Raw genomic sequence first — 19,595 nt, forward strand, 5'->3', positions numbered from 1 at the left:
GAGAGCGGGCGGTACGCCGCGGACTGTGGCGCTGAGTCTAACGTATTTCGGGCTCGATCTGACCGCGGATGCGTGCCGCGCCGGGCCGAAGCTGGCGCCGACGCCTCAGTCCACGCTGAGCGTGTTCGCGTTCGTTGTGGCGGCAGCGTCGCCGAGCAGGCCGTGCGTGCCGTGAATGCGCCGCATGCGCGTGCGATACCAGAAGGTCCAGGCCATCAGGCCGCCGAACACGCCATAACCGATGATCGGCGAGACGACGAGAAAGCGCTCGATCGGCCAGGTCGCGGCCAGGTAAGTGCGCAGCGCGGAGTCGAGACAAAGCCCGAAGCCCCAGATGAACGTGAGTAGCCGCATGGCCGCCGCGAAGCTCGCGTTCTCCTTCCAGAGCTGTTCGAGCCGCGCGACACCCTCGCGCGTCTCGCGCGCGACCGTCGCGCGTGTGAGATAGAACACGAGCGGGCGCTTCGCCAGAAGTGAGATCAGGAACGCGGCGCCGATCGCGCCTGAGGCGAGGCTTTCGCGCATCAACAGCATGCGCGGGCTGCCGCCGAACGCCACGGCGAGCAGCGAGAGCACGATGCCGAGCAGAATGACGGCGGAGAGCGCATCTACGCGCCGAAAGCGCACCAGTTCGACGATGCTCCAGGCAAGCGGCGGCGCGGCCGAGGCAATGAGGCCGCCGACTTCGCCCCAGTGCGGCTCGGCGAGACGGTAGGCGACCCAGGGAAGCAGCAGGTTGACCGCCAGTTCGGCAACGAATGCTGGACGCAGCTTCATGGGGTGCGTGCTCCTGAGGGGTCGCCCAAGGAAATGTCGCCAGTATGGTTCATGCGCAGCGTGGCGGCAAACTGGCTGCGCAGCCGGCCGACTGCGTGGCGGCATTTCGCATGCCTGCGGTGGACCGGCTTGCCGCTTGCGCTGGGGATGTCACGCTTGTGTCATGCCTGAGCCGATTCAGCCGCGCTGTGCGACACTGCCGCGTGCCCGGCCCGATGCGGCCTGCTTTCTTTCCATTTGCCCATGACCGCCCGCGCGCCCATCCCGTTGCAGGAAATCGAACTCGTCGCCGTTCGCGCACAGGGCGCGGGCGGCCAGAACGTGAACAAGGTGTCGAGCGCGATTCACCTGCGTTTCGACATCCGCGCCTCGTCGTTGCCCGAGGTGCTCAAGATGCGCTTGCTCGCGCTCGCCGACCGTCGGATTACGAGCGAGGGCGTCGTCGTGATCAAGTCGCAGGAATACCGCACCCAGGAACAGAACCGCGTGGCCGCGCTTGCGCGCCTCGAGGAACTGGTCGACAGCGTGAGCGTGACGCGCAAGGCGCGCGTGGCGACGCGCCCCACGCGCGCCTCGAAGCTGCGCCGGCTCGACAGCAAGGCGCGCACCGGTGAGGTGAAGGCGGGGCGTCGGCGCGTATCGGAATAGCGACCAGAGCCGCGCAACTGCCGTCTATAGCAGGTGCTCGCCCGACGGCGGGCGGGCAGAGGTGATGCCGGGAGAGGGCGCCCGCGTGAGGCGCTCAGTGCGCCGTGTCGGGCACGTCGAGAATCAGGATGATGGTCCAGTCCGCGTCGCCTTCGTGATGGTATTGACGCTCCGCCACGATGAACGGCTGCTGCTTGCCGGCCGGGCCGAGAAACAGCACGTCGCCTTCCATCGGCAGGCATTCGATGGGGGGCAGCGCGAGATACGCGTCCTGGTTGCCGCCGCGCGGCATCAGCTTTTCGATCTTGCGCGAGGCCGCTTCGGTCCATTCGATGTCGAGCTGGATGTTGCTCATTGTGTTTCTCCGCGCGTGGCGCGCACAAAAGGTTGGGTCTATGCCGACCGCGTCTGGCCGACCGCGTCTAGCCGACCGCGTCTAGCCGACCGGGGCGTTTTCGAGGTGCGCGACTTTAGCATACCGCGCTGGCGCGTCGGCGCGGCGGCGAAGCGCGCAGGGCCACAAACGCAGCGGGATGGCGCGGCGAAAAAAAGCCGATGGCGGCTAGACCGGCATCGGCTTCATTCCCGGGAGGGCGCTGCCCGCGTGCGCCGGGCAGCGCGCGGCAAGGCCTCGCCTGTTCTTACTGGGCGGGGGCCTTCTTGTGATGCGAATGCCCCGACTTGTGATGCATCATGGGCGCCGGCGCGGGCGTGGCTTCCTGTTGCTGCTGCAGGGCCTGCGCGCGTTGCAGGACGTCGTCGGCCTTGGCCGGGTCGGTGCTCATCGTGATGCCGTTATCGGACTGCGCATGCGCAGCGCCCGCCAGTGCGGAAAGTGAAATCAGGACTGCGAGGGACACTTTTTTCATCTCTACCTCCGAAGGAGCGGTTTATGGACCCAGTCCAAGCAGCATGGACATGTCATTCTAACGATCAAATACTCGCGCCAGATGACATCGTGTAAGACGTTCGCACGGGAGTTACATCTCGTTACATCTGGCGGCGCCTAACGGTCATACTAGAACCAGCCGATCATCCGATACACATAAAACTGGGCAACTCCAATCGATTCGTGGAGCGCCGTTTCGGCGGACTTGAGATTCGCTATGCGCGGGAGCAGGCCGCGCTCGACGCGGCGCACGTTGGAAACCGCGGGCAGCGGGTTCATATCGAAGCGCTGGAAATCGAGCATCGCGCGGCGCATCTGGTACGAGGACGTCACGAGCAGGAGCGTTTCCTCGTTCCCGGCCCTGACGATGGGCGCGACGTTGCGCGCGTTCTGATACGTCGTGAGGCTCTGGTTTTCGAGCACGAGGTCGGCGCTCGGCACACCGGCGCGCAGCAGGTAGGGCGCGTAGTTGTCGGCCTCGGCGCTCGTATGGTGTTGCGGGTTGCCGCCACTCACGATCACGCGGCAGGTGCCCCCCGCGCGTACGCACTGCGCGTGCAGTTCGGCGGCAAGGGCAATGCGTGCGTAGACGTCGCGCTCGGGGACTAGTTGGCCGTCGCGGGATTCGGTGCCGCCGCCCAGCATGATGATGGCGGTGCGCGCACCGAAGTGCGCTGGGCCGATTTTCGCCTGATCGTAGGGAGTGCGATATAACTCCGGTTGGGCGATATCGAGCAGCACCCCGGTGAGCCAGCCGGCCGCGAGCAACCAGAAGACCCCGGCCGCACAGGCTGCGACACGCCAGCGCGCGCTGCGCCACAGCAGGCCGAGCGCAATAAATAGCGCAAACAAAACGATTAGAATCAATTTGGATGAGGTAACGTATTGTTTTCGGGAAAATGTGCGTCCAACCGAGTTTTGCGCCGCGAGCGTGGCGTGGCGCGGCGTTGGCCGTGCGGGAAGCGGTGAAGCCGCTTTTACGGGGGCCCGGATAACCTGCAGTCCCTGCCGCTGCACAGCGCACGGATGGGGCGCGTGGGCCCGCCAGGGCACAGACTGCGCCGTTCTCAGGTCCGCATTGCGCCGCAGCCGGCTCGCGCGAGGCTCAATGATCGCAGGACTGCATTTTAAGAAAGAAGTGAGATGAGCACGTATTCCAACGAAGCAGTACTCGAAGCGCTACGGCGGGTGCAGTATCGGCAGGTTCCGTGGGCGCGTCGTCCTGAAGTGTTCCAGTATTTGCGCGATCTCGGCATGATGGACATTGTCCGTCAGCGCACGGTTGCGCCGGCGCCGGGTTTCCATGCGCCGGTCGATATCGCCGTGCTGACCGATCGCGGCCGCGCCGAATTCGCTCGGCTCGCACGCGACGAGCGCACGGTGCAGTGGAGCGCGCATCGCGTGGCCGACTACGTCGCGGAGCGCGTGCCCCAATCCGGCCTCGAAGCCAGCCAGTAGCACTTTGTCCTCTTTGTCGCGCTAAAAAAAAGCCCGCATCGAAAGATACGGGCTTACCGGAATTACTGCTGCCACGCTGTGCTTGATGGCGTAAGAGTAGACCGCACATGAAGCGCGGTGGTTCCCCGGGGCAGGGTATATGCTGAGCCGCGACGTGCCGGACGGTCTTGGCGCCCTCCGTCATCGCTGCTCTTTCATCGGTTCGGGCAGTCCCCTCGATGGTGTTTCGCTGGCTTACCGGCGCTGCGTCGGTTCCTGCCTCTGCGGCGCGCTGCGGCGGGCATTGTCCGCAATGTCGCCGCGCAAGTCGCCGCGCGGCACCGGCGGTTTGCCGGCGTTCGGGCCAGGCGCTACGGGCGGTAGGGCGTGCGTGCCTGTGCGCGACACCGACCATGTCGGTACGGATACATGCGGCGGCTGGGCCGCGGCACTGAACGACACGAACGAGGCCGTTGGCGCAAAGAGGGCGAGAGCGGACAGCGAAACCATGATGCCCCGAATGTGCAGGTTCATGGATTTCATGGTGGTTCCCAGTCAATCCGGTTTCTTGACGTTAATGGACATGCTTCTAAGCTAACGTCGGGCGCGAAAGCGCGCTGTAAATATTAGTAAAGAGATGTATCGCACGGTGCCGATCGCCGGGTTGCGGACGCGGCAATGTCGATGCAGCCTGCATCGGCTGGACGGGGCGGCGCTATTGGCGCAGGACCGGAAAACGGTCTGCAGCAGCCACGAGGTGCGGAAGGGGTGGAAGAAAAACACGCCGGGCGCACGAGGCGCCCGGCGGAAAAGCAATTGAAGCGTGGCTCAGGCCATCTTGACCGGCGCGCGCCACGATTCCGGGTTGGTCCAGAACGCGCCGCGCAGGCGATCACGGCTGGGCGGCGCAGGCGGCTTGGTCGCCGTGGCGCCGATACGGCCGCGCAGCGAAATTTCACGCCCATTCGTGCTCAGTCGCTTGACGATCTCCGCAAGCGTGCCATCTGCCTGCCACTCGTCGAAACGCCGGCGGCAAGTCGGCGGCGAGGGGTAGCGACCCGGCAGTTTGGACCAGCCTTCACCCGTCGAAAGCACCCAGAGCACCGCGTTGACCACAGCACGCGCTTCGACGCGAGGCCGTCCGCGCCGTTCGCTCCGTGCCGGTTCAGCACAGAACAACGCCTCGACCAGCGCCCATTCGTTGTCTCTCAAATCGTCGAACAGCATCATGTTTCACCTCAGCGAAGCTATCTCCGGTGCGCTGCCCCGCGCTGCGCACTCTTCATGTACTCCCGGCCGGATGCCGGAGTACCAGGCGGGCCCGGCTGGATCGTCCCGGACTGCATGCTTCCGGTACGTCCATCGAACCTGTGCGTGCCTTAATGCGAAAACCGTGCCAGCACGTACGTTCTCGTCTTGAAGCCGCGTGGCGCCAAGCCCGCGCGGGAGATTGCCAGGGGCGTATAAGACTCGAAAACACTTGTCGAGAAAATCGGGAGAATCACCAATCTTGTGCAGACAAGCCCGTCGGACGTGCGTTTGCGCCGTATTGCTGCATTGCGGCGAACAATGGGCAGTGAGGTTCAACTACCCGTAACGGTGGGTGTCCGGCATAGAATTGCATGAAAACGGCCAATTCATGAGGTGAGTGGATGAATGTGACGCTGCGGCAATTGCGGGTATTCATCGAGGTCGCCCGGCTGCAGAGTTTTAGCCGGGCAGGGGACGAAATCGGGCTCACGCAGTCGGCGGTGAGCCGCTGCGTGCGCGAGCTCGAAGCCGAGATTGGCGTGAAGCTGGTCGACCGGACCACGCGCGAGGTGCAGCTCACCGATGTCGGCGCGAACCTGATCGCGAGCATTCCGCGCCTGCTCAACGATCTCGACGACGCCTTGCGCGAGATTCGCGAGATCGGCGAGCAGCGGCGCGGCCGCGTCGTCGTCGCGGCCAGTCCGACGGTCGCGTGCCGCTTGATGCCTCAGGTCGTTGCCGCGTGCGGTCGACAGTTTCCCTACATTACGCTTGGATTGCGCGACGACGTGCAGAGCGACGTCGTCCGCAAGATCCGCTCGGGCGAGGTGGACTTCGGCGTCATCATCGGGCCCTTGGCCGCAGAGGATCTCGAAACGGAATGTCTGACCACGGACTCGTTCTGCGTGGTCGTGCGCGGCGATCACGCGCTCGCGCTGAGCCGGGAAGTCTCGTGGAAGGAGCTGGACGGCGAGCGTCTGGTGATGCTGGACTACGCCTCGGGCAGCCGCCCGCTCATCGACGCCGTGATGAGCGAGCAGGGCGTGCGCGCACGCGTGGTGCAGGAACTGGGCCATCCGGCCACGGTCTTCGGCCTCGTCGAGGCGGGCGTGGGCATTAGCGTGTTGCCCTGGCTCGCGCTGCCTGTACCGGCGGGCGCGCCCTTGCTTGCGCGGCCGCTCGTGCCGCGCGCGGAGCGCACCGTCGAGCTCGTGCGGCGGCGCGACCGCTCGCTTTCGCCGGCCGCCGAGGCGGTCTGGTCGCTGATCCGTCAACTTGCCGGCCAGCCTGAAGCGCAGCGCTGAAACCGCTGCGCAGACCCTTGCAGGCGTGGCCCTCGTTGCGCATGGCCGCGCGCTACACTTCACGTTTTCCCACATGCTGTGTTACCCGGAACCCCGATGAGCGATTTCGAACCGTCGTCCTCCGTCAGCCTGCCGCGCGAAGCGGTGCGTGCGTTGCGCTCGTCGCAGATCCGCGAAGTGGCGAACGCCGGGTTCGGCGTTCCCGACGTACTGCCGTTCTGGTTTGGCGAGTCCGACCGCGTGACGCCGCCGTTCATCCGCGAGGCGGCCGCCGAGGCGCTGGGGCGCGGCGACACGTTCTATACGCACAACCTCGGCATCGCGCCGCTGCGCGAGTCGCTCGCGCGCTACGTGAGCGAACTGCACGGCGCGACGTCGGTGGACAACCTGGCGGTCACGAGCGCCGGCGTCAACGCGCTGATGCTGGCGGCGCAGCTCGTCGTCGGCGCGGCCGACCGGGTGGTGGCGGTGACCCCGCTGTGGCCGAACCTCGTCGAAATCCCGAAGATCCTCGGCGCCACGGTCGAGACGGTCTCGCTCAGTTACGGCGAGCGCGGCTGGACGCTCGATCTCGACCGGCTGCTGGCGGCGCTCACGCCCGATACGCGCCTGCTCATGATCAACTCGCCGAACAATCCGACCGGCTGGGTGATGACGCGCGACCAGCAGCGCGCGGTGCTCGAGCATTGCCGGCGCCTCGGCATCTGGATCGTCGCCGACGAGGTCTACGAGCGCCTTTACTACGGCGATGCGAGCGAGCGGACCGCGCCCTCGTTCCTCGACATGGCGTCGCGCGAAGAGCGGCTGATCTGCGTCAATTCGTTTTCGAAGGCCTGGCTCATGACCGGCTGGCGGCTCGGCTGGATGGTCGTGCCGCGCACCTTGACCGACGATCTCAGCAAACTGGTTGAGTACAACACCTCGTGCGCGCCCTCGTTCGTGCAGCAGGCCGGCATTGCGGCAGTTGAGCACGGCGAGCCGTTCACGCGCGCGCTGGTGGCCGACCTGCGCGCCTCGCGCGACCACCTCGCCGCAGCGTTGGCGAAGCTGCCCGGCGTCGACGTGAAAGTGCCACACGGCGCGATGTACCTCTTTTTCCGGCTGGCAGGCGCGCAGAACAGCCTCGAGCTGTGCAAGGCGCTGGTACGCGACGCGGGCCTCGGGCTCGCGCCGGGCAGCGCGTTCGGACCGCAAGGGGAAGGCTTCGTGCGCTGGTGCTATGCATGCGATCCGGCGCGGCTCGACGTGGGCGTCGAGCGACTCGCGCGCTACCTGGAGACGGTGGGAGCGGTTTGAGCCAGCGCCGAGCGCACCGAGCGCGCGCGTTGGGCCGGCACGCGCCGCGCCATGCACCGGCGTGGCGCAAGCGGGCACAAAGCGATGACGGGGCCAGTTAAAATGCGCCTGCTCATGCGGAATGGCGTCTTTACGCACCCAGCGTTTTTGCGTAATATGGCGTTCAGTCAAGCGATTCCCAGCGGGAATTTCGCGGCTCCCTCCGGCTGGGTCTGGCTCTTTGCCTGAATTTCGGCCCCCCGGTGCGTGCTCCCATCAATATGACCGATCAGAATCGGGCGAGCGCGTCTCCAGTTCCATATCGTCTTTCGTCTGTCTGATCCGGTTCCTTGAACCTGATTTACCTTACTTAGGGTCTGACCTGGCTGCATGAATACCCAAGAGGCGAAAATCGTCCTCGAGACTGCATTGATCTGCACGCAGGAGCCGTTGAAGATCGGCGAACTGCGCAAACTGTTTGCCGACGACATTTCGGCCGACACGGTCCGCAACCTGCTCGAAGACCTGCGGCATGAATGGTCCGGGCGCGGCGTCGAGCTGGTGGGGCTCGCGTCGGGCTGGCGCTTTCAGAGCAAGCCGGCCATGCGGACGTACCTTGACCGATTGCACCCCGAAAAGCCGCCGCGCTATTCGCGTGCGGTCCTCGAAACGCTCGCGATCATCGCGTACCGGCAGCCGGTCACGCGCGGCGACATCGAGGAAATTCGGGGTGTCACGGTCAACACGCAGATCGTCAAACAGCTCGAGGACCGCAACTGGATCGAAGTAATCGGTCATCGTGACGTGCCGGGCCGCCCGGCGCTCTATGCAACTACACGGGAGTTTCTCGACGATCTCGGACTGAAGTCGCTCGACGAATTGCCGCCGCTCGACGATCCGTCGAGCCAGTTCGGCGAGCAACTGCTTGCCCAGCATGCGATCGAGTTTCCCGATAGCGCCGCGGCGCAGTTCGTCGCGGAAGGCCAACCGGAGGCTGCCACCGCTGTCGCAGGCGCGGAAGATGCGCTGGCGCCGGTAGCGGAGCGCGAAACGGAAGAAGTGCACGAGGTGGCAGGCGCAAACGTTGCATACGCAGCCGACGCCTCGGGCGAAGCGGTACATGAGGAAACAAGCCTCGCGCAGCACGGGCCAGCCCCGGACGCTCACGCGCAGGACGCCGCGCACGCAGCAGATGCGGCGGGCGAAGAAGAACACGAAGACCGCCGCGACGCGGCGCAGGACGACCCCGTCTCGACGACGGACGACGAAGCCGCACGACGCGGCATCTAAAGCAACAAGCATTTTTGACGCGCCCCGCAAGCGGGCGCGCAACCTGACATTTTGAGGTTGTTTTGACTGATATCCACGACACCGATTCGACCGACGCGTCCGAATCCGCGCGCCGCGCGTCCTCCGCGCGCGACGACGACACGCGTGCTTCGCAGGTCGAAGGCGAAGCACAGGGCGGCGAGGGCGACGAGCGTCCGCGCCGCGGCCTGCGCCGCGGGCCGCGCAGCCTGATCGCGCGCCGCCGCGCGGGCGCGAAGGCAAAGGCCGCCGAAGGCGCAGAGGGCACCGACGTGTCCGCAGCCCCCGCTGCCGCGCCGGAAGCAGCGCCTGAGCGCGCTCCCTCCGGGCGCGCACCGCGCAAGGACGCAGGCGCGAAGAAGCCGGGCCGCCGCCAGAACGCGGGCGCCGCCGCTCAGGGTGAGCGTCAAGGCGAACGTCAGGGCGAACGTCAGCAGGGCGCGGGCAAACGCCAGAAGGGTCAGGGCCAGGGCCGAGGCGAAGGCCAGCCGGCAGCCGCTGCGGGCGAGTCCACGCCGGACGACCTGTTCCTCTACGTGACTTCGCCGGCGTTCGACGCCGACAACGGCGCCGGCTCGGGCGTGCGCGCACCGATGCTGCGCGGCGGCCGTGCCCAGCAGCCCAAGCGCGTGCTGAGCCCGGACGACGACGCGCCTAAGCTGCACAAGGTGCTGGCGGATGCGGGCATGGGCTCGCGCCGCGACATGGAAGAGCTGATCATCGCCGGGCGTGTCTCGGTGAACGGCGAGCCCGCGCACATCGGTCAGCGCATTCTGCCGACCGACCAGGTCCGCATCAATGGCAAGCCTATCAAGCGCAAGCTGCAGAACAAGCCGCCGCGCGTGCTGATCTATCACAAGCCGACCGGCGAAATCGTGAGCCACGCCGATCCGGAAGGTCGCCCCTCGGTGTTCGACCGACTGCCGCCGATGAAAACGGCGAAGTGGCTGGCCGTCGGCCGTCTCGACTTCAACACTGAAGGTCTGCTGATGCTGACCACCTCGGGTGATCTGGCCAACCGTTTCATGCACCCGCGCTACAGCGTGGAGCGCGAATATGCCGTGCGCGTGGTGGGCGAGCTGAGCGAGGGTAATCGCCAGAAGCTGCTCAAGGGCGTCGAGCTCGAGGACGGCCCCGCGAGTTTCCTGCGCATCCGCGACGGCGGCGGCGAAGGCACGAACCACTGGTATCACGTCGCGCTGGCCGAAGGCCGTAACCGCGAAGTGCGCCGTATGTTCGAGGCGGCGGGCCTGATGGTGAGCCGCCTGATCCGCACGCGCCACGGTCCGATCGCGCTGCCCAAGGGCCTCAAGCGCGGCCGCTGGGAAGAGCTCGAAGACAACGAGGTGCGCGCGCTGATGGCAGCGGTCGGCCTGAAAGCGCCGAGCGAAGAGAAGGGCGGTCGTGGTGGCAAGGAGCAGGAGCGTCGCCAGCCCGATCCGATGCAGACGTCGATGGGCTTCATCAACCGCGAGCCGGTGCTGAGCTCGCACGGTACGATGGGTCAGCCGCGTCAGGGCCAGGGACGGCGTGGCGCGGCGGGCGGCTTCGGCGGCGGCGCGGGCGCCGGTCACGGCAATTTCGGCGCGGGCTCCGGCTTCGGCGGCCGTGGCAGCAACCGTGCAGGCGGTCGCGAGGTCGACGGCAACCGTGCGCCGGGTGCGCAGGGCAACCGTGCGCCGGGTGCGCAGGGCAACCGTGCGCCAGGTGCGCAGGGCAAGCGTGCGGGCGGCAATGCCGACGGGAATCGCCGCAGCGGTCCCGGCAACGGCGGCAATGGCAATCCCAATGGCAACCGCGCGGGCGGCAACAGCCGTGGCGGCCAGCGTGGCACGCCTCGCAACCGCACTCGCGGGCATTGACCCCGAGGCGCGCGACGCCCGGCCGCGCCATGCGGCGGGCGTCGCGGCCATGCAACGACGGCGATGCGCGTGGTTAGCGCGCAAAACACCGGAAAATCCCCCTTGCGAGCCCATAAATAACGGCAAAAGGCTGCTGGGGCTTGACCGGTGATTTGCGTTAATGTGCAAAAAAGGCTAGAATCACAAAGTCGCTGGGCGTGCGGCTGTTTTTCTGCGCTGTAATACGCGCCCCAGGTGCGACCACCTGGCTAAGTGAGAAGATGGGCGTTTCGCCCATTTTTTTTTGGTTCGCCCCAAATTGGATACCAACAGATGCCGACGTTTCACGTTCGGCATTGTCAATTTGGGGCCCTCCAATCATCCAGGTCGTTCGTCATCGTGGGGCAGGTAGGTGAGAAGCGCGCGCGCTCACCTGGCGCGCGGCCCGCGAATCCCTAGCGAAGCAAGAACTAGAGCGAAGGAAGTTGCTGGCCCGCAGCGCAGAACATCTGGAGTGGGCATTGTGCAACTGACGGAACTGATTGAAACCACGGTCACCGGGCTCGGTTACGAGCTGGTCGACCTCGAGCGCACCGGGCGCGGCATGCTGACCATCTTCATCGATCAGCCCGCGGGGATCGCGATCGAGGACTGCGAGAAGGTCACGCGTCAGCTGCAGCACGTTCTGACGGTCGAGAACATCGACTACGAGCGACTCGAGGTTTCGTCGCCCGGTCTCGACCGTCCGCTGAAAAAACTGGCGGACTTCGAACGCTTCGCAGGCTGCGAAGCGGTAATCACGTTGAAAAAGCCATTGGACGGACGGAAATCGTACCGGGGCATCGTGCATGCTCCCGAAGGCGAATCCATCGGTCTGGAATTCGAAGGGAAGGCGGGTCCTGCGATGCTCGATTTCACGCTCGCGGACATCGACAAAGCACGCCTTGTCCCCAAAGTTGACTTTAGGAGCCGCAAAGAATGAGTCGCGAAGTGTTGATGCTGGTGGATGCGCTGGCACGCGAGAAGAATGTCGACAAGGACGTGGTGTTCGCCGCCCTTGAAGCGGCGCTTGCGTCGGCCTCCAAGAAGCTCTTCGACGAGGATGCGGATATCCGCGTGCATATCGATCGCGAAAGCGGCGAACACGAAACGTTCCGCCGCTGGCGCGTCGTGCCGGACGAGGCGGGTTTGCAGGAGCCGGACCAGGAAATCCTGCTGTTCGAAGCGCGCGAGCAAGACCCTGAAGTGCAGATCGACGGCTTTGTCGAGCAGCCGGTGCCTTCGGTTGAGTTCGGCCGTATCGGCGCGCAGGCCGCCAAGCAGGTCATCCTGCAGAAGGTGCGCGACGCCGAGCGCGAGCAGATCCTGAACGACTTCCTCGAGCGCGGCGAAAGCATCATGACCGGTACGGTCAAGCGCATGGACAAGGGCAACTTCATCGTCGAATCCGGCCGTGTGGAAGCGCTGCTGCGTCGCGACCAGCTGATTCCGAAGGAAAACCTGCGCGTGGGCGACCGCGTGCGCGCCTGGATCGGCAAGGTCGACCGCACCGCGCGCGGCCCGCAGATCGAACTCTCGCGCACGGCGCCCGAGTTCCTGATGAAGCTGTTCGAGATGGAAGTGCCTGAAATCGAACAGGGCCTCCTCGAGATCAAGGCGGCGGCGCGTGATCCGGGCGTTCGCGCCAAGATCGGCGTGGTGGCTTATGACAAGCGCATCGATCCGATCGGCACCTGTGTGGGCATCCGCGGTTCGCGCGTGCAGGCCGTGCGCAACGAGCTCGGTGGCGAAAACGTCGACATCGTGCTATGGTCGGAGGATCCCGCCCAGTTCGTGATCGGCGCGCTCGCGCCGGCTGCCGTGCAGTCGATCGTCGTCGACGAGGAAAAGCACTCGATGGACGTTGTGGTCGACGAGAGCGAACTCGCGGTCGCGATCGGCCGTAGTGGCCAGAACGTGCGTCTCGCCAGCGAACTGACCGGCTGGCAAATCAATATCATGACGCCGGACGAATCCGCGCAAAAGCAGAATCAGGAGCGCACGGTGCTGCGCGACCTGTTCATGGCGCGTCTCGACGTGGATGAAGAAGTCGCCGACATCCTGATCGACGAAGGCTTCACGAGCCTCGAAGAGATCGCCTACGTGCCGCTCAACGAAATGCTGGAAATCGAGGCGTTCGACGAGGACACCGTGCACGAGCTGCGCAACCGTGCACGCGACGCGCTGCTCACACAGGCGATCGCGAACGAGGAGAAGGTGGAAAGCGCCGCCCTGGACCTGAAGAGCCTGGACGGTATCGACCCGGACCTGCTCGCGAAACTGGCGCAGCATGAAGTTCACACCCGCGACGAGCTCGCCGAGCTGGCCGTGGACGAGCTGGTCGAAATGACGGGAATGGAAGAGGACGCCGCCAAGGCGTTGATCATGAAGGCACGTGAGCACTGGTTCCAGTAACCCGCCATCGGGAAACTGCATCAGGGCGCGACGAGCAGGAAGCGACCATGACCCACTGAACTGAACGCGGCGGAGCCTTGCAGAACGCGAGGCACCTAAGGCCGCATGACCCGATGTCAACCGCAAGGAATCGGTCCTTGCATTAAGAGGAATGAATGGCGAGTAACAACGTAGCCCAATTTGCCGCGGAACTGAAAATGCCTGCCGGCGTGCTGCTCGAGCAGCTGCAGGCGGCGGGCGTCACGAAAGCGAGCGAGAGCGATGTTTTGTCGGAGACCGACAAGGCGCGTCTGCTCGATCACTTGCGCAAGTCTCACGGCTCGACTGATGCAGACAAGCGCAAGATCACGCTGACGAAACGGCATACGTCGGAGATCAAGCAGTCCGATTCGACGGGTAAGGCACGCACCATTCAGGTCGAGGTGCGCAAGAAGCGCACGTTCGTCCGCCGCGACGAGTCCGCCGGTGAGGCGGGGGCATCGAATCATGCAGCCGACGCAGCCGCTGCCGCCGAAGAGGCGGAGCTGCAGCGCCGCGAGGAAGAAGCGCGCCGCGAGGCAGAACTGCTCGAGCATCAGGCTCAGGAGCTCAAGGAGCGCCAGGAACTGCTCGCGCGTGAAGAGTCGGAGCGCCGTTCGCGCGAAGAGGCCGCCGAGGCCGAGCGCCGCCGGGCCGAAGAGGAAGCTGCAAAGAAAAAGGCATCGGCCGATGCCGCCGCTCGCGAGCTGGCCGCTCAGGCCGTGGCTGCGCAGCGCAATGCCGAAGCGGAAGCGAAAGAAGTGAAGCAAGCGCAGGATCAGCAGGAAGAACAGCGCGCCGCAGCCGAGCGCGCCGCGCAGCGCGAAGCGGCCCAGAAGGCCGAAGCCGCCGCACGCGAAGCCGCCGAAAAGGCACAGAAGGAACAGGACGAGATCGCTCGCCGCCGCGCGGCTGCCGAAGCCGAAGCGCGCGCGATCCGCGAAATGATGAACACGCCGCGCAAGGCGCAGGTGAAGGCGCCCGAGCCGCCCAAGCCCGTCGAGCCGGCCAAGCCCGCCGAAGCCAAGGGCACGCTGCACAAGCCGGCCCGTCCGGAAGGTGCTCCGGCCCGTCCGGCCGGTGCAGGCGCCGCGGCGAAGAAGCCGGCCACGACGGCCGCGCCTTCGACGAGCGCGCCGGGTGCCGGCGCGGGCGACCGCAACAAGAAGCCGGGCGCAGGCAAGGGCGGCTGGCAGGACGACGCGGCCAAGCGCCGCGGCATCAAGACGCGCGGCGACTCGTCGGGCGGCGTGGACCGCGGCTGGCGCGGTGGCCCGAAGGGCCGTGGCCGTCACCAGGACGCTTCGACGTTCCAGGCGCCGACCGAGCCGATCGTGCGTGAGGTGCACGTGCCGGAAACCATCACGGTGGCCGACCTCGCGCACAAGATGTCCGTGAAGGCATCGGAAGTCATCAAGGTGATGATGAAGATGGGCCAGATGGTCACCATCAACCAGATGCTCGACCAGGAAACGGCGATGATCATCGTCGAGGAACTCGGCCACCGTGCGGTTGCCGCGAAGCTCGACGATCCGGAAGCGCTGCTGGTCGAAGGTCAGGGCACGGCTACGGACGCCGAGCAACTGCCGCGTCCGCCGGTCGTCACGGTCATGGGTCACGTCGACCACGGCAAGACCTCGCTGCTCGACTACATCCGCCGCGCCAAGGTTGCCGCGGGCGAAGCGGGCGGCATTACGCAGCACATCGGCGCTTACCACGTCGAAACGCCGCGTGGCGTCATCACGTTCCTCGACACGCCGGGTCACGAGGCCTTTACGGCCATGCGTGCTCGCGGTGCGAAGGCAACCGACATCGTCATTCTGGTGGTCGCAGCCGACGACGGCGTGATGCCGCAAACGAAGGAAGCGATCTCGCACGCCAAGGCTGCGGGTGTGCCGCTCGTCGTGGCGATCAACAAGATCGACAAGCCGGACGCGAATCTCGAGCGCGTGAAGCAGGAACTCGTCGCAGAAGGCGTCGTGCCGGAAGAGTACGGCGGCGACTCGCCGTTCGTGCCAGTGTCGGCGAAAACCGGCGCGGGCATCGACGATCTGCTCGAAAACGTGCTGCTGCAGGCCGAAGTGCTGGAACTGACCGCACCGGTCACAGCGCCGGCCAAGGGTCTCGTGATCGAAGCGAAGCTCGACAAGGGTAAGGGTCCGGTTGCAACGATCCTCGTCCAGTCCGGCACGCTGAACCGTGGCGACGTCGTGCTCGCTGGCAGCGCCTACGGCCGCGTGCGCGCGATGCTCGACGAAACCGGCAAGCCCACGAAGGAAGCGGGCCCGTCGATTCCGGTCGAGATCCAGGGTCTTTCGGAAGTGCCGGGCGCGGGCGAAGAAGTCATCGTGCTGCCGGACGATCGCAAGGCGCGTGAAATCGCCATGTTCCGTCAAGGCAAGTTCCGCGACGTCAAGCTGGCGAAGCAGCAGGCCGCGAAGCTCGAAAACATGCTCGAGCAGATGGGCGAAGGCGAAGTGCAGAACCTGCCGCTCATCGTCAAGGCGGACGTGCAGGGTTCGCAGGAAGCGCTGGTGCAATCGCTGCTCAAACTGTCGACCAGCGAAGTGCGCGTGCAGATCGTGCACAGCGCGGTCGGTGCGATCAGCGAGTCGGACGTCAACCTGGCAACGGCTTCGAAGGCGGTCATCATCGGCTTCAATACGCGTGCAGATGCGCAGGCGCGTAAGGTTGCCGAGGCGAATGGCATCGACATCCGCTACTACAACATCATCTATGACGCAGTGGATGAGGTGAAGGCGGCGATGTCGGGCATGCTGGCGCCGGAGAAGCGCGAGACGGTCACGGGCATGGCCGAGGTGCGTCAGGTGATTCGCGTGCCGAAGGTCGGCCTGATTGCGGGTTGTATGGTCACGGACGGTTTCGTCAAGCGTTCGTCGTCGGTGCGCGTGATCCGCAACAACGTCGTCATCCATACCGGCGAACTCGACTCGCTCAAGCGCTTCAAGGACGACGTCAAGGAAGTCAAGCAAGGCTTCGAGTGCGGTATGTCGATCAAGAACTTCAGCGACATCGTCGAAGGCGATCAGTTCGAAGTGTTCGAGATCACCGAAGTCGCGCGTACGCTGTAATACAGCGGCGCCCGCGGGCAGACCTTCAGGTCGCCCGCTTGGCCGCGGGTTTGCCGCGGGTTTGCCGATAACGGGCGGGGCAGGCGCTGGCCAGCCCCGCCCGTTTTGTTTTTTGCGCGGCCGTGTGCGCCTTCATGGACGCAACGCCGCCTGAATGCCTCGCAGATAAAGAGGTGGAACCATCATGCCGAAAAAACGTACTTCCCCAAATCGCAATGTGCAGATCGCGGATCAGATCCAGCGCGATCTGTCTGAGCTGTTGCGCGAAGTGAAGGACCCGCGAATTGGGCTCGTGACGATCCAGAGCGTCGAACTCACGCCCGACTACGCGCACGCCAAGGTCTACTTCACGACCCTCACGGGCGACCCGAAGACCACGCAGGAAGCGCTCAATCACGCCGCAGGCCATCTGCACAACCAGCTCTTCAAGCGCCTGCACATTCACACGGTGCCGACGCTGCATTTCCACTATGACCAGTCGGTCGAGAAGGGTGTCGAGATGTCGCGCCTGATCGACGAGGCGAACTCGACGCGCGCGAAGGACGACTGACGCGGGCAATGACTGCATCATCGAAACAGAATCATGGCGGGCAGCGATCTGACGCGGCGCGACCAAAGGTCCCGCGCCGCCTGCTCGACGGCGTGCTGCTGCTCGACAAGCCCGTTGGCCTGTCCAGCAACGACGCGTTGATTCGCGCGAAGCGCTTATACCGTGTGAAGAAGGCCGGCCACACCGGCACGCTCGACCCGCTCGCGTCGGGTCTGCTGCCGCTGTGCTTTGGCGAGGCGACCAAGTTTTCGCAGGATCTGCTCGAAGCCGACAAGACCTATGAGGCGACCATGCGCCTCGGCATTCGCACGGCCACCGGCGACGCCGAAGGCGAGGCGATCGAAACGCGCGAGGTCACCTGCGACGAAGCCGCTGTGCACGAGGCGATGATGCGCTTCCTCGGCGACATCGTGCAGGTGCCGCCGATGTATTCGGCGCTCAAGCGCGACGGCAAGCCGCTCTACGAATATGCACGTGCGGGCCAGACGGTCGAGCGCGAAGGGCGCGAGGTGAAGATCCTTGCGCTGGAGATGATCGCCTGTGCGCTTCCCGAGGTTCCTGAGGTGACGTTTCGCGTGACCTGCAGCAAGGGCACGTACATCCGCACACTCGCCGAGGATATTGGCGAGGCGCTTGGCTGCGGCGCGCATCTCGTGATGCTGCGGCGTACGGGTGTGGGCGCGCTTACGCTCGAGCATGCGGTGACGCTTGACGCACTCACGGCCGCCGACGAGCCCGTGCGCGACACCTGGCTGCGACCCGTCGATGCGCTGCTCTCCACGTTCCCCGCCTTGACGCTCGATGCAGACGCTGCGCGCCGGTTCACGCATGGCCAGCGTCTGCCGCTCAACGAGCTGGTGCTCGATCGCGTGGCTTGCGAAGCGGCCGAGCGCGTGCGTGTGTATGCGGAAGATGGGCGATTGCTCGGCGTCGCGAAGGCCGCGAACGGCGTGCTTGCGCCGGAGCGGCTGGTGGTCAGCGGCGCAGCCTGAGCACACGCGTATCGCGCCCGGAGCGCACAAACAAAAACGGCACGCCGGTGAACAACCGGACGTGCCGTTTTGCTATGGACAGCCGCAAGCGCTAGCGCATCAACCTCAATGCGCAGCAGAAGCCGCTGCACCCGCGTCCGCACCGCCGGCACGCTCGGGCCGCGTGATCCAGATGAGTGCGATCAGCACGATGAAGATCATCGAGGAAATCCAGAACAGGTCGTTCACGCCGAGTTGCGCGGCCTGCTGCGAGAGCATCCGGTCGAAGAGCCCGTGCGCCTGGGAAGGATCGAGACCCGCGCCCTGGAACTGCTGCATCGACTGGTTGAAGACCGGGTTGGTCGGCGTGGCCACTTCGTTCAGGCGCGCGTGGTGAAACGTCGTGCGGTGATCCCACGCCGTCTCGAAGATCGAGGTGCCGATACCGCCGCACATGATCCGCACGAAGTTCGACAGGCCGGACGCCGCAGGGATACGGCTGCCCGGCAGCCCCGAAAGCGTGATGGACACGAGTGGAATGAACAGACCCGCCATGCCGATGCCCTGGATGAGCGTAGGCAGCGTAAGCGCCCACGTGTCGACGCCCGTCGTGTATTGCGAGCGCATCCAGAAGCATAGTGCGAACACGATGAAGGCTGTCGTCGCGATATAGCGCGGGTCGGTGCGCGGCAAGATCTTGCCCGTGATCGGCGAGAGCAGGATGGCAAAGAAGCCCACGGGCGCCATCACGAGGCCTGCGTCCGTTGCGGTGTAGCCCAGCGTGGTTTGCAGCCACAGCGGCAGCAGCACGAGATTGCCGAAGTACAGCCCGTAGCCCACCGAGAGCGCGATCGTACCGCCCGTGAAATTGCGCCGCGCGAACAGCGACAGATCGACAACCGGGTGAGTGGCGGTCAGCTCCCACACCACGAAGAACGCGAATGCGATCACGGCGGTGAGCGCGAGCACGACGACCGTGGTGGACGAGAACCAGTCGAGGTCCTTGCCCTTGTCGAGCATCACCTGCAGCGAGCCCACCCAGATGATGAGGAGCGCAAGGCCCACGCCGTCGATCGGCGCCTTCTTCACGACCGAATCGCGATTGCGGAAGATCGCCCACGTGGCGAGCGCTGCGATGATGCCAACGGGGATGTTCACGTAGAAGATCCACGGCCACGAGATATTGTCGGAGATCCAGCCGCCAAGAATCGGGCCGGCTACCGGCGCGATCAGTGTGGTCATCGACCACATCGAGAGCGCCATGGGCGCCTTCGCGCGCGGATAGCTCGCAAGCAGCAGCGTTTGCGAAAGCGGGATCATCGGGCCGGCCACGGCGCCTTGCAGCACGCGCGAGGCGAGCAGGATGGGCAGCGTGGGCGCGAGGCCGCACATCCACGACGAGATCACGAACAGGATGATCGACGCCATGAAGAGGCGCACCTGGCCGATGCGGTCAGTGAGCCAGCCCGTGAGCGGCACCGAAATCGCGTTGGCCACCGCGAACGAGGTGATGACCCACGTGCCCTGGTCCGACGACACGCCGAGGTCGCCCGAGATCGACGGGATCGACACGTTCGCGATCGAGGTGTCGAGCACGTTCATGAACACCGCGAGCGACACCGCGATAGTGCCGATCACGAGTTGCGCGCCCTGTAGCGGCGGATGCGCGACGGGTTGTTGTGCTGCTGCCATTGCGTCCTTTCTTGTTGACCTGTTCGAGGCAACACGAAGCAAAGCGGCGCGGGCTGAGGATCAGCCCGCGCCGGCGTTTGCGAGTGCT

17 protein-coding genes and 1 pseudogene are annotated in these 19,595 nt (G+C 65.4%); 11 read left to right on the top strand and 7 right to left on the bottom strand.

Translation table 11 applies throughout. The features are described from left to right. Positions 1–105 precede the first annotated feature (105 nt). Complete coding sequence (locus M3I54_RS11420) at positions 106–777, bottom strand: VC0807 family protein (RefSeq protein ID WP_254335871.1); 672 nt, start codon at positions 775–777, stop codon at positions 106–108. Between the two features lie 243 nt (positions 778–1,020). Here M3I54_RS11420 and arfB point away from each other — a divergent pair, with 243 nt between their 5' ends. Further along, positions 1,021–1,425, top strand: a complete 405-nt coding sequence (gene arfB, locus M3I54_RS11425) for an alternative ribosome rescue aminoacyl-tRNA hydrolase ArfB (RefSeq protein WP_254335872.1) — start codon at positions 1,021–1,023, stop codon at positions 1,423–1,425. Between the two features lie 94 nt (positions 1,426–1,519). On the opposite strand, the gene M3I54_RS11430 is transcribed toward arfB, so the two are convergent. From M3I54_RS11430 to M3I54_RS11440, 3 genes are all read right to left on the bottom strand, one after another. After that, a complete protein-coding gene (locus M3I54_RS11430) occupies positions 1,520–1,780 on the bottom strand; it encodes a DNA-binding protein (protein WP_133184189.1) in 261 nt (86 codons plus the stop codon). Positions 1,781–2,066: 286 nt separating this feature from the next. Further along, positions 2,067–2,294 carry a hypothetical protein gene (locus tag M3I54_RS11435; RefSeq protein WP_254335873.1) on the bottom strand — a complete coding sequence of 76 codons (228 nt, stop codon included), beginning with the start codon at positions 2,292–2,294 and terminating at the stop codon, positions 2,067–2,069. 149 nt (positions 2,295–2,443) lie between these two features. Further along, positions 2,444–3,181, bottom strand: coding sequence for a YdcF family protein (locus M3I54_RS11440; RefSeq protein ID WP_375542128.1), 738 nt, complete (start codon positions 3,179–3,181; stop codon positions 2,444–2,446). A gap of 276 nt (positions 3,182–3,457) precedes the next feature. Here M3I54_RS11440 and M3I54_RS11445 point away from each other — a divergent pair, with 276 nt between their 5' ends. After that, positions 3,458–3,772 carry a hypothetical protein gene (locus tag M3I54_RS11445; protein WP_254335875.1) on the top strand — a complete coding sequence of 105 codons (315 nt, stop codon included), beginning with the start codon at positions 3,458–3,460 and terminating at the stop codon, positions 3,770–3,772. 234 nt (positions 3,773–4,006) lie between these two features. Here M3I54_RS11445 and M3I54_RS11450 read toward each other — a convergent pair whose 3' ends face one another. Then, positions 4,007–4,294 carry a hypothetical protein gene (locus M3I54_RS11450; protein WP_254335877.1) on the bottom strand — a complete coding sequence of 96 codons (288 nt, stop codon included), beginning with the start codon at positions 4,292–4,294 and terminating at the stop codon, positions 4,007–4,009. A 288-nt stretch (positions 4,295–4,582) separates the two neighbouring features. After that, positions 4,583–4,978: pseudogene (locus M3I54_RS11455) on the bottom strand (transposase); the annotation flags it as partial. Positions 4,979–5,403: 425 nt separating this feature from the next. On the opposite strand from M3I54_RS11455, the gene M3I54_RS11460 reads away from it, so the two are divergent. From M3I54_RS11460 to truB, 9 genes are all read left to right on the top strand, one after another. Next, positions 5,404–6,306: a LysR family transcriptional regulator gene (locus M3I54_RS11460; protein WP_254335878.1), complete on the top strand. Its 903-nt coding sequence runs from the start codon at positions 5,404–5,406 to the stop codon at positions 6,304–6,306. A gap of 96 nt (positions 6,307–6,402) precedes the next feature. Continuing rightward, positions 6,403–7,602, top strand: a complete 1,200-nt coding sequence (locus M3I54_RS11465; protein ID WP_254335879.1) for a pyridoxal phosphate-dependent aminotransferase — start codon at positions 6,403–6,405, stop codon at positions 7,600–7,602. Between the two features lie 369 nt (positions 7,603–7,971). After that, positions 7,972–8,871 (top strand): SMC-Scp complex subunit ScpB, encoded by a 900-nt coding sequence (gene scpB / locus M3I54_RS11470; RefSeq protein ID WP_254335880.1) that lies wholly within the window; start codon positions 7,972–7,974, stop codon positions 8,869–8,871. Between the two features lie 62 nt (positions 8,872–8,933). Then, entirely contained in the window at positions 8,934–10,751 is a 1,818-nt protein-coding gene (rluB, locus tag M3I54_RS11475) for a 23S rRNA pseudouridine(2605) synthase RluB (protein ID WP_254335881.1), read from the top strand. Between the two features lie 502 nt (positions 10,752–11,253). Continuing rightward, entirely contained in the window at positions 11,254–11,712 is a 459-nt protein-coding gene (rimP, locus tag M3I54_RS11480; protein WP_254335882.1) for a ribosome maturation factor RimP, read from the top strand. Continuing rightward, positions 11,709–13,184 carry a transcription termination factor NusA gene (nusA, locus tag M3I54_RS11485; RefSeq protein WP_254335883.1) on the top strand — a complete coding sequence of 492 codons (1,476 nt, stop codon included), beginning with the start codon at positions 11,709–11,711 and terminating at the stop codon, positions 13,182–13,184. Before rimP ends, nusA begins: the two co-directional genes overlap by 4 nt. Positions 13,185–13,339: 155 nt before the next feature. Then, the gene (gene infB / locus M3I54_RS11490; RefSeq protein WP_254335885.1) at positions 13,340–16,294 is read left to right on the top strand and encodes a translation initiation factor IF-2; all 2,955 of its coding nucleotides are present in this window, start codon (positions 13,340–13,342) and stop codon (positions 16,292–16,294) included. 184 nt (positions 16,295–16,478) lie between these two features. Beyond that, the gene (gene rbfA, locus M3I54_RS11495) at positions 16,479–16,844 is read left to right on the top strand and encodes a 30S ribosome-binding factor RbfA (protein WP_254335888.1); all 366 of its coding nucleotides are present in this window, start codon (positions 16,479–16,481) and stop codon (positions 16,842–16,844) included. Between the two features lie 8 nt (positions 16,845–16,852). Continuing rightward, positions 16,853–17,836 (top strand): tRNA pseudouridine(55) synthase TruB, encoded by a 984-nt coding sequence (truB, locus tag M3I54_RS11500; RefSeq protein ID WP_254335890.1) that lies wholly within the window; start codon positions 16,853–16,855, stop codon positions 17,834–17,836. 105 nt (positions 17,837–17,941) lie between these two features. Here truB and M3I54_RS11505 read toward each other — a convergent pair whose 3' ends face one another. Then, positions 17,942–19,507, bottom strand: a complete 1,566-nt coding sequence (locus tag M3I54_RS11505; RefSeq protein ID WP_254335892.1) for a DHA2 family efflux MFS transporter permease subunit — start codon at positions 19,505–19,507, stop codon at positions 17,942–17,944. Positions 19,508–19,595 lie beyond the last annotated feature (88 nt).

It is taken from the genome of Paraburkholderia sp. CNPSo 3274, assembly GCF_024206475.1.
GTDB lineage: Bacteria > Pseudomonadota > Gammaproteobacteria > Burkholderiales > Burkholderiaceae > Paraburkholderia.

Coding starts and splice junctions, on each gene's coding strand:
- truB (WP_254335890.1), top strand. CDS start 16,853: ATGACTGCATCATCGAAACAGAATCATGGCGGGCAGCGATCTGACGCG.
- M3I54_RS11450 (WP_254335877.1), bottom strand. CDS start 4,294: ATGAAATCCATGAACCTGCACATTCGGGGCATCATGGTTTCGCTGTCC.
- M3I54_RS11460 (WP_254335878.1), top strand. CDS start 5,404: ATGAATGTGACGCTGCGGCAATTGCGGGTATTCATCGAGGTCGCCCGG.
- M3I54_RS11505 (WP_254335892.1), bottom strand. CDS start 19,507: ATGGCAGCAGCACAACAACCCGTCGCGCATCCGCCGCTACAGGGCGCG.
- arfB (WP_254335872.1), top strand. CDS start 1,021: ATGACCGCCCGCGCGCCCATCCCGTTGCAGGAAATCGAACTCGTCGCC.
- scpB (WP_254335880.1), top strand. CDS start 7,972: ATGAATACCCAAGAGGCGAAAATCGTCCTCGAGACTGCATTGATCTGC.
- M3I54_RS11435 (WP_254335873.1), bottom strand. CDS start 2,294: ATGAAAAAAGTGTCCCTCGCAGTCCTGATTTCACTTTCCGCACTGGCG.
- nusA (WP_254335883.1), top strand. CDS start 11,709: ATGAGTCGCGAAGTGTTGATGCTGGTGGATGCGCTGGCACGCGAGAAG.
- M3I54_RS11445 (WP_254335875.1), top strand. CDS start 3,458: ATGAGCACGTATTCCAACGAAGCAGTACTCGAAGCGCTACGGCGGGTG.
- M3I54_RS11420 (WP_254335871.1), bottom strand. CDS start 777: ATGAAGCTGCGTCCAGCATTCGTTGCCGAACTGGCGGTCAACCTGCTG.
- M3I54_RS11465 (WP_254335879.1), top strand. CDS start 6,403: ATGAGCGATTTCGAACCGTCGTCCTCCGTCAGCCTGCCGCGCGAAGCG.
- rbfA (WP_254335888.1), top strand. CDS start 16,479: ATGCCGAAAAAACGTACTTCCCCAAATCGCAATGTGCAGATCGCGGAT.
- infB (WP_254335885.1), top strand. CDS start 13,340: ATGGCGAGTAACAACGTAGCCCAATTTGCCGCGGAACTGAAAATGCCT.
- M3I54_RS11430 (WP_133184189.1), bottom strand. CDS start 1,780: ATGAGCAACATCCAGCTCGACATCGAATGGACCGAAGCGGCCTCGCGC.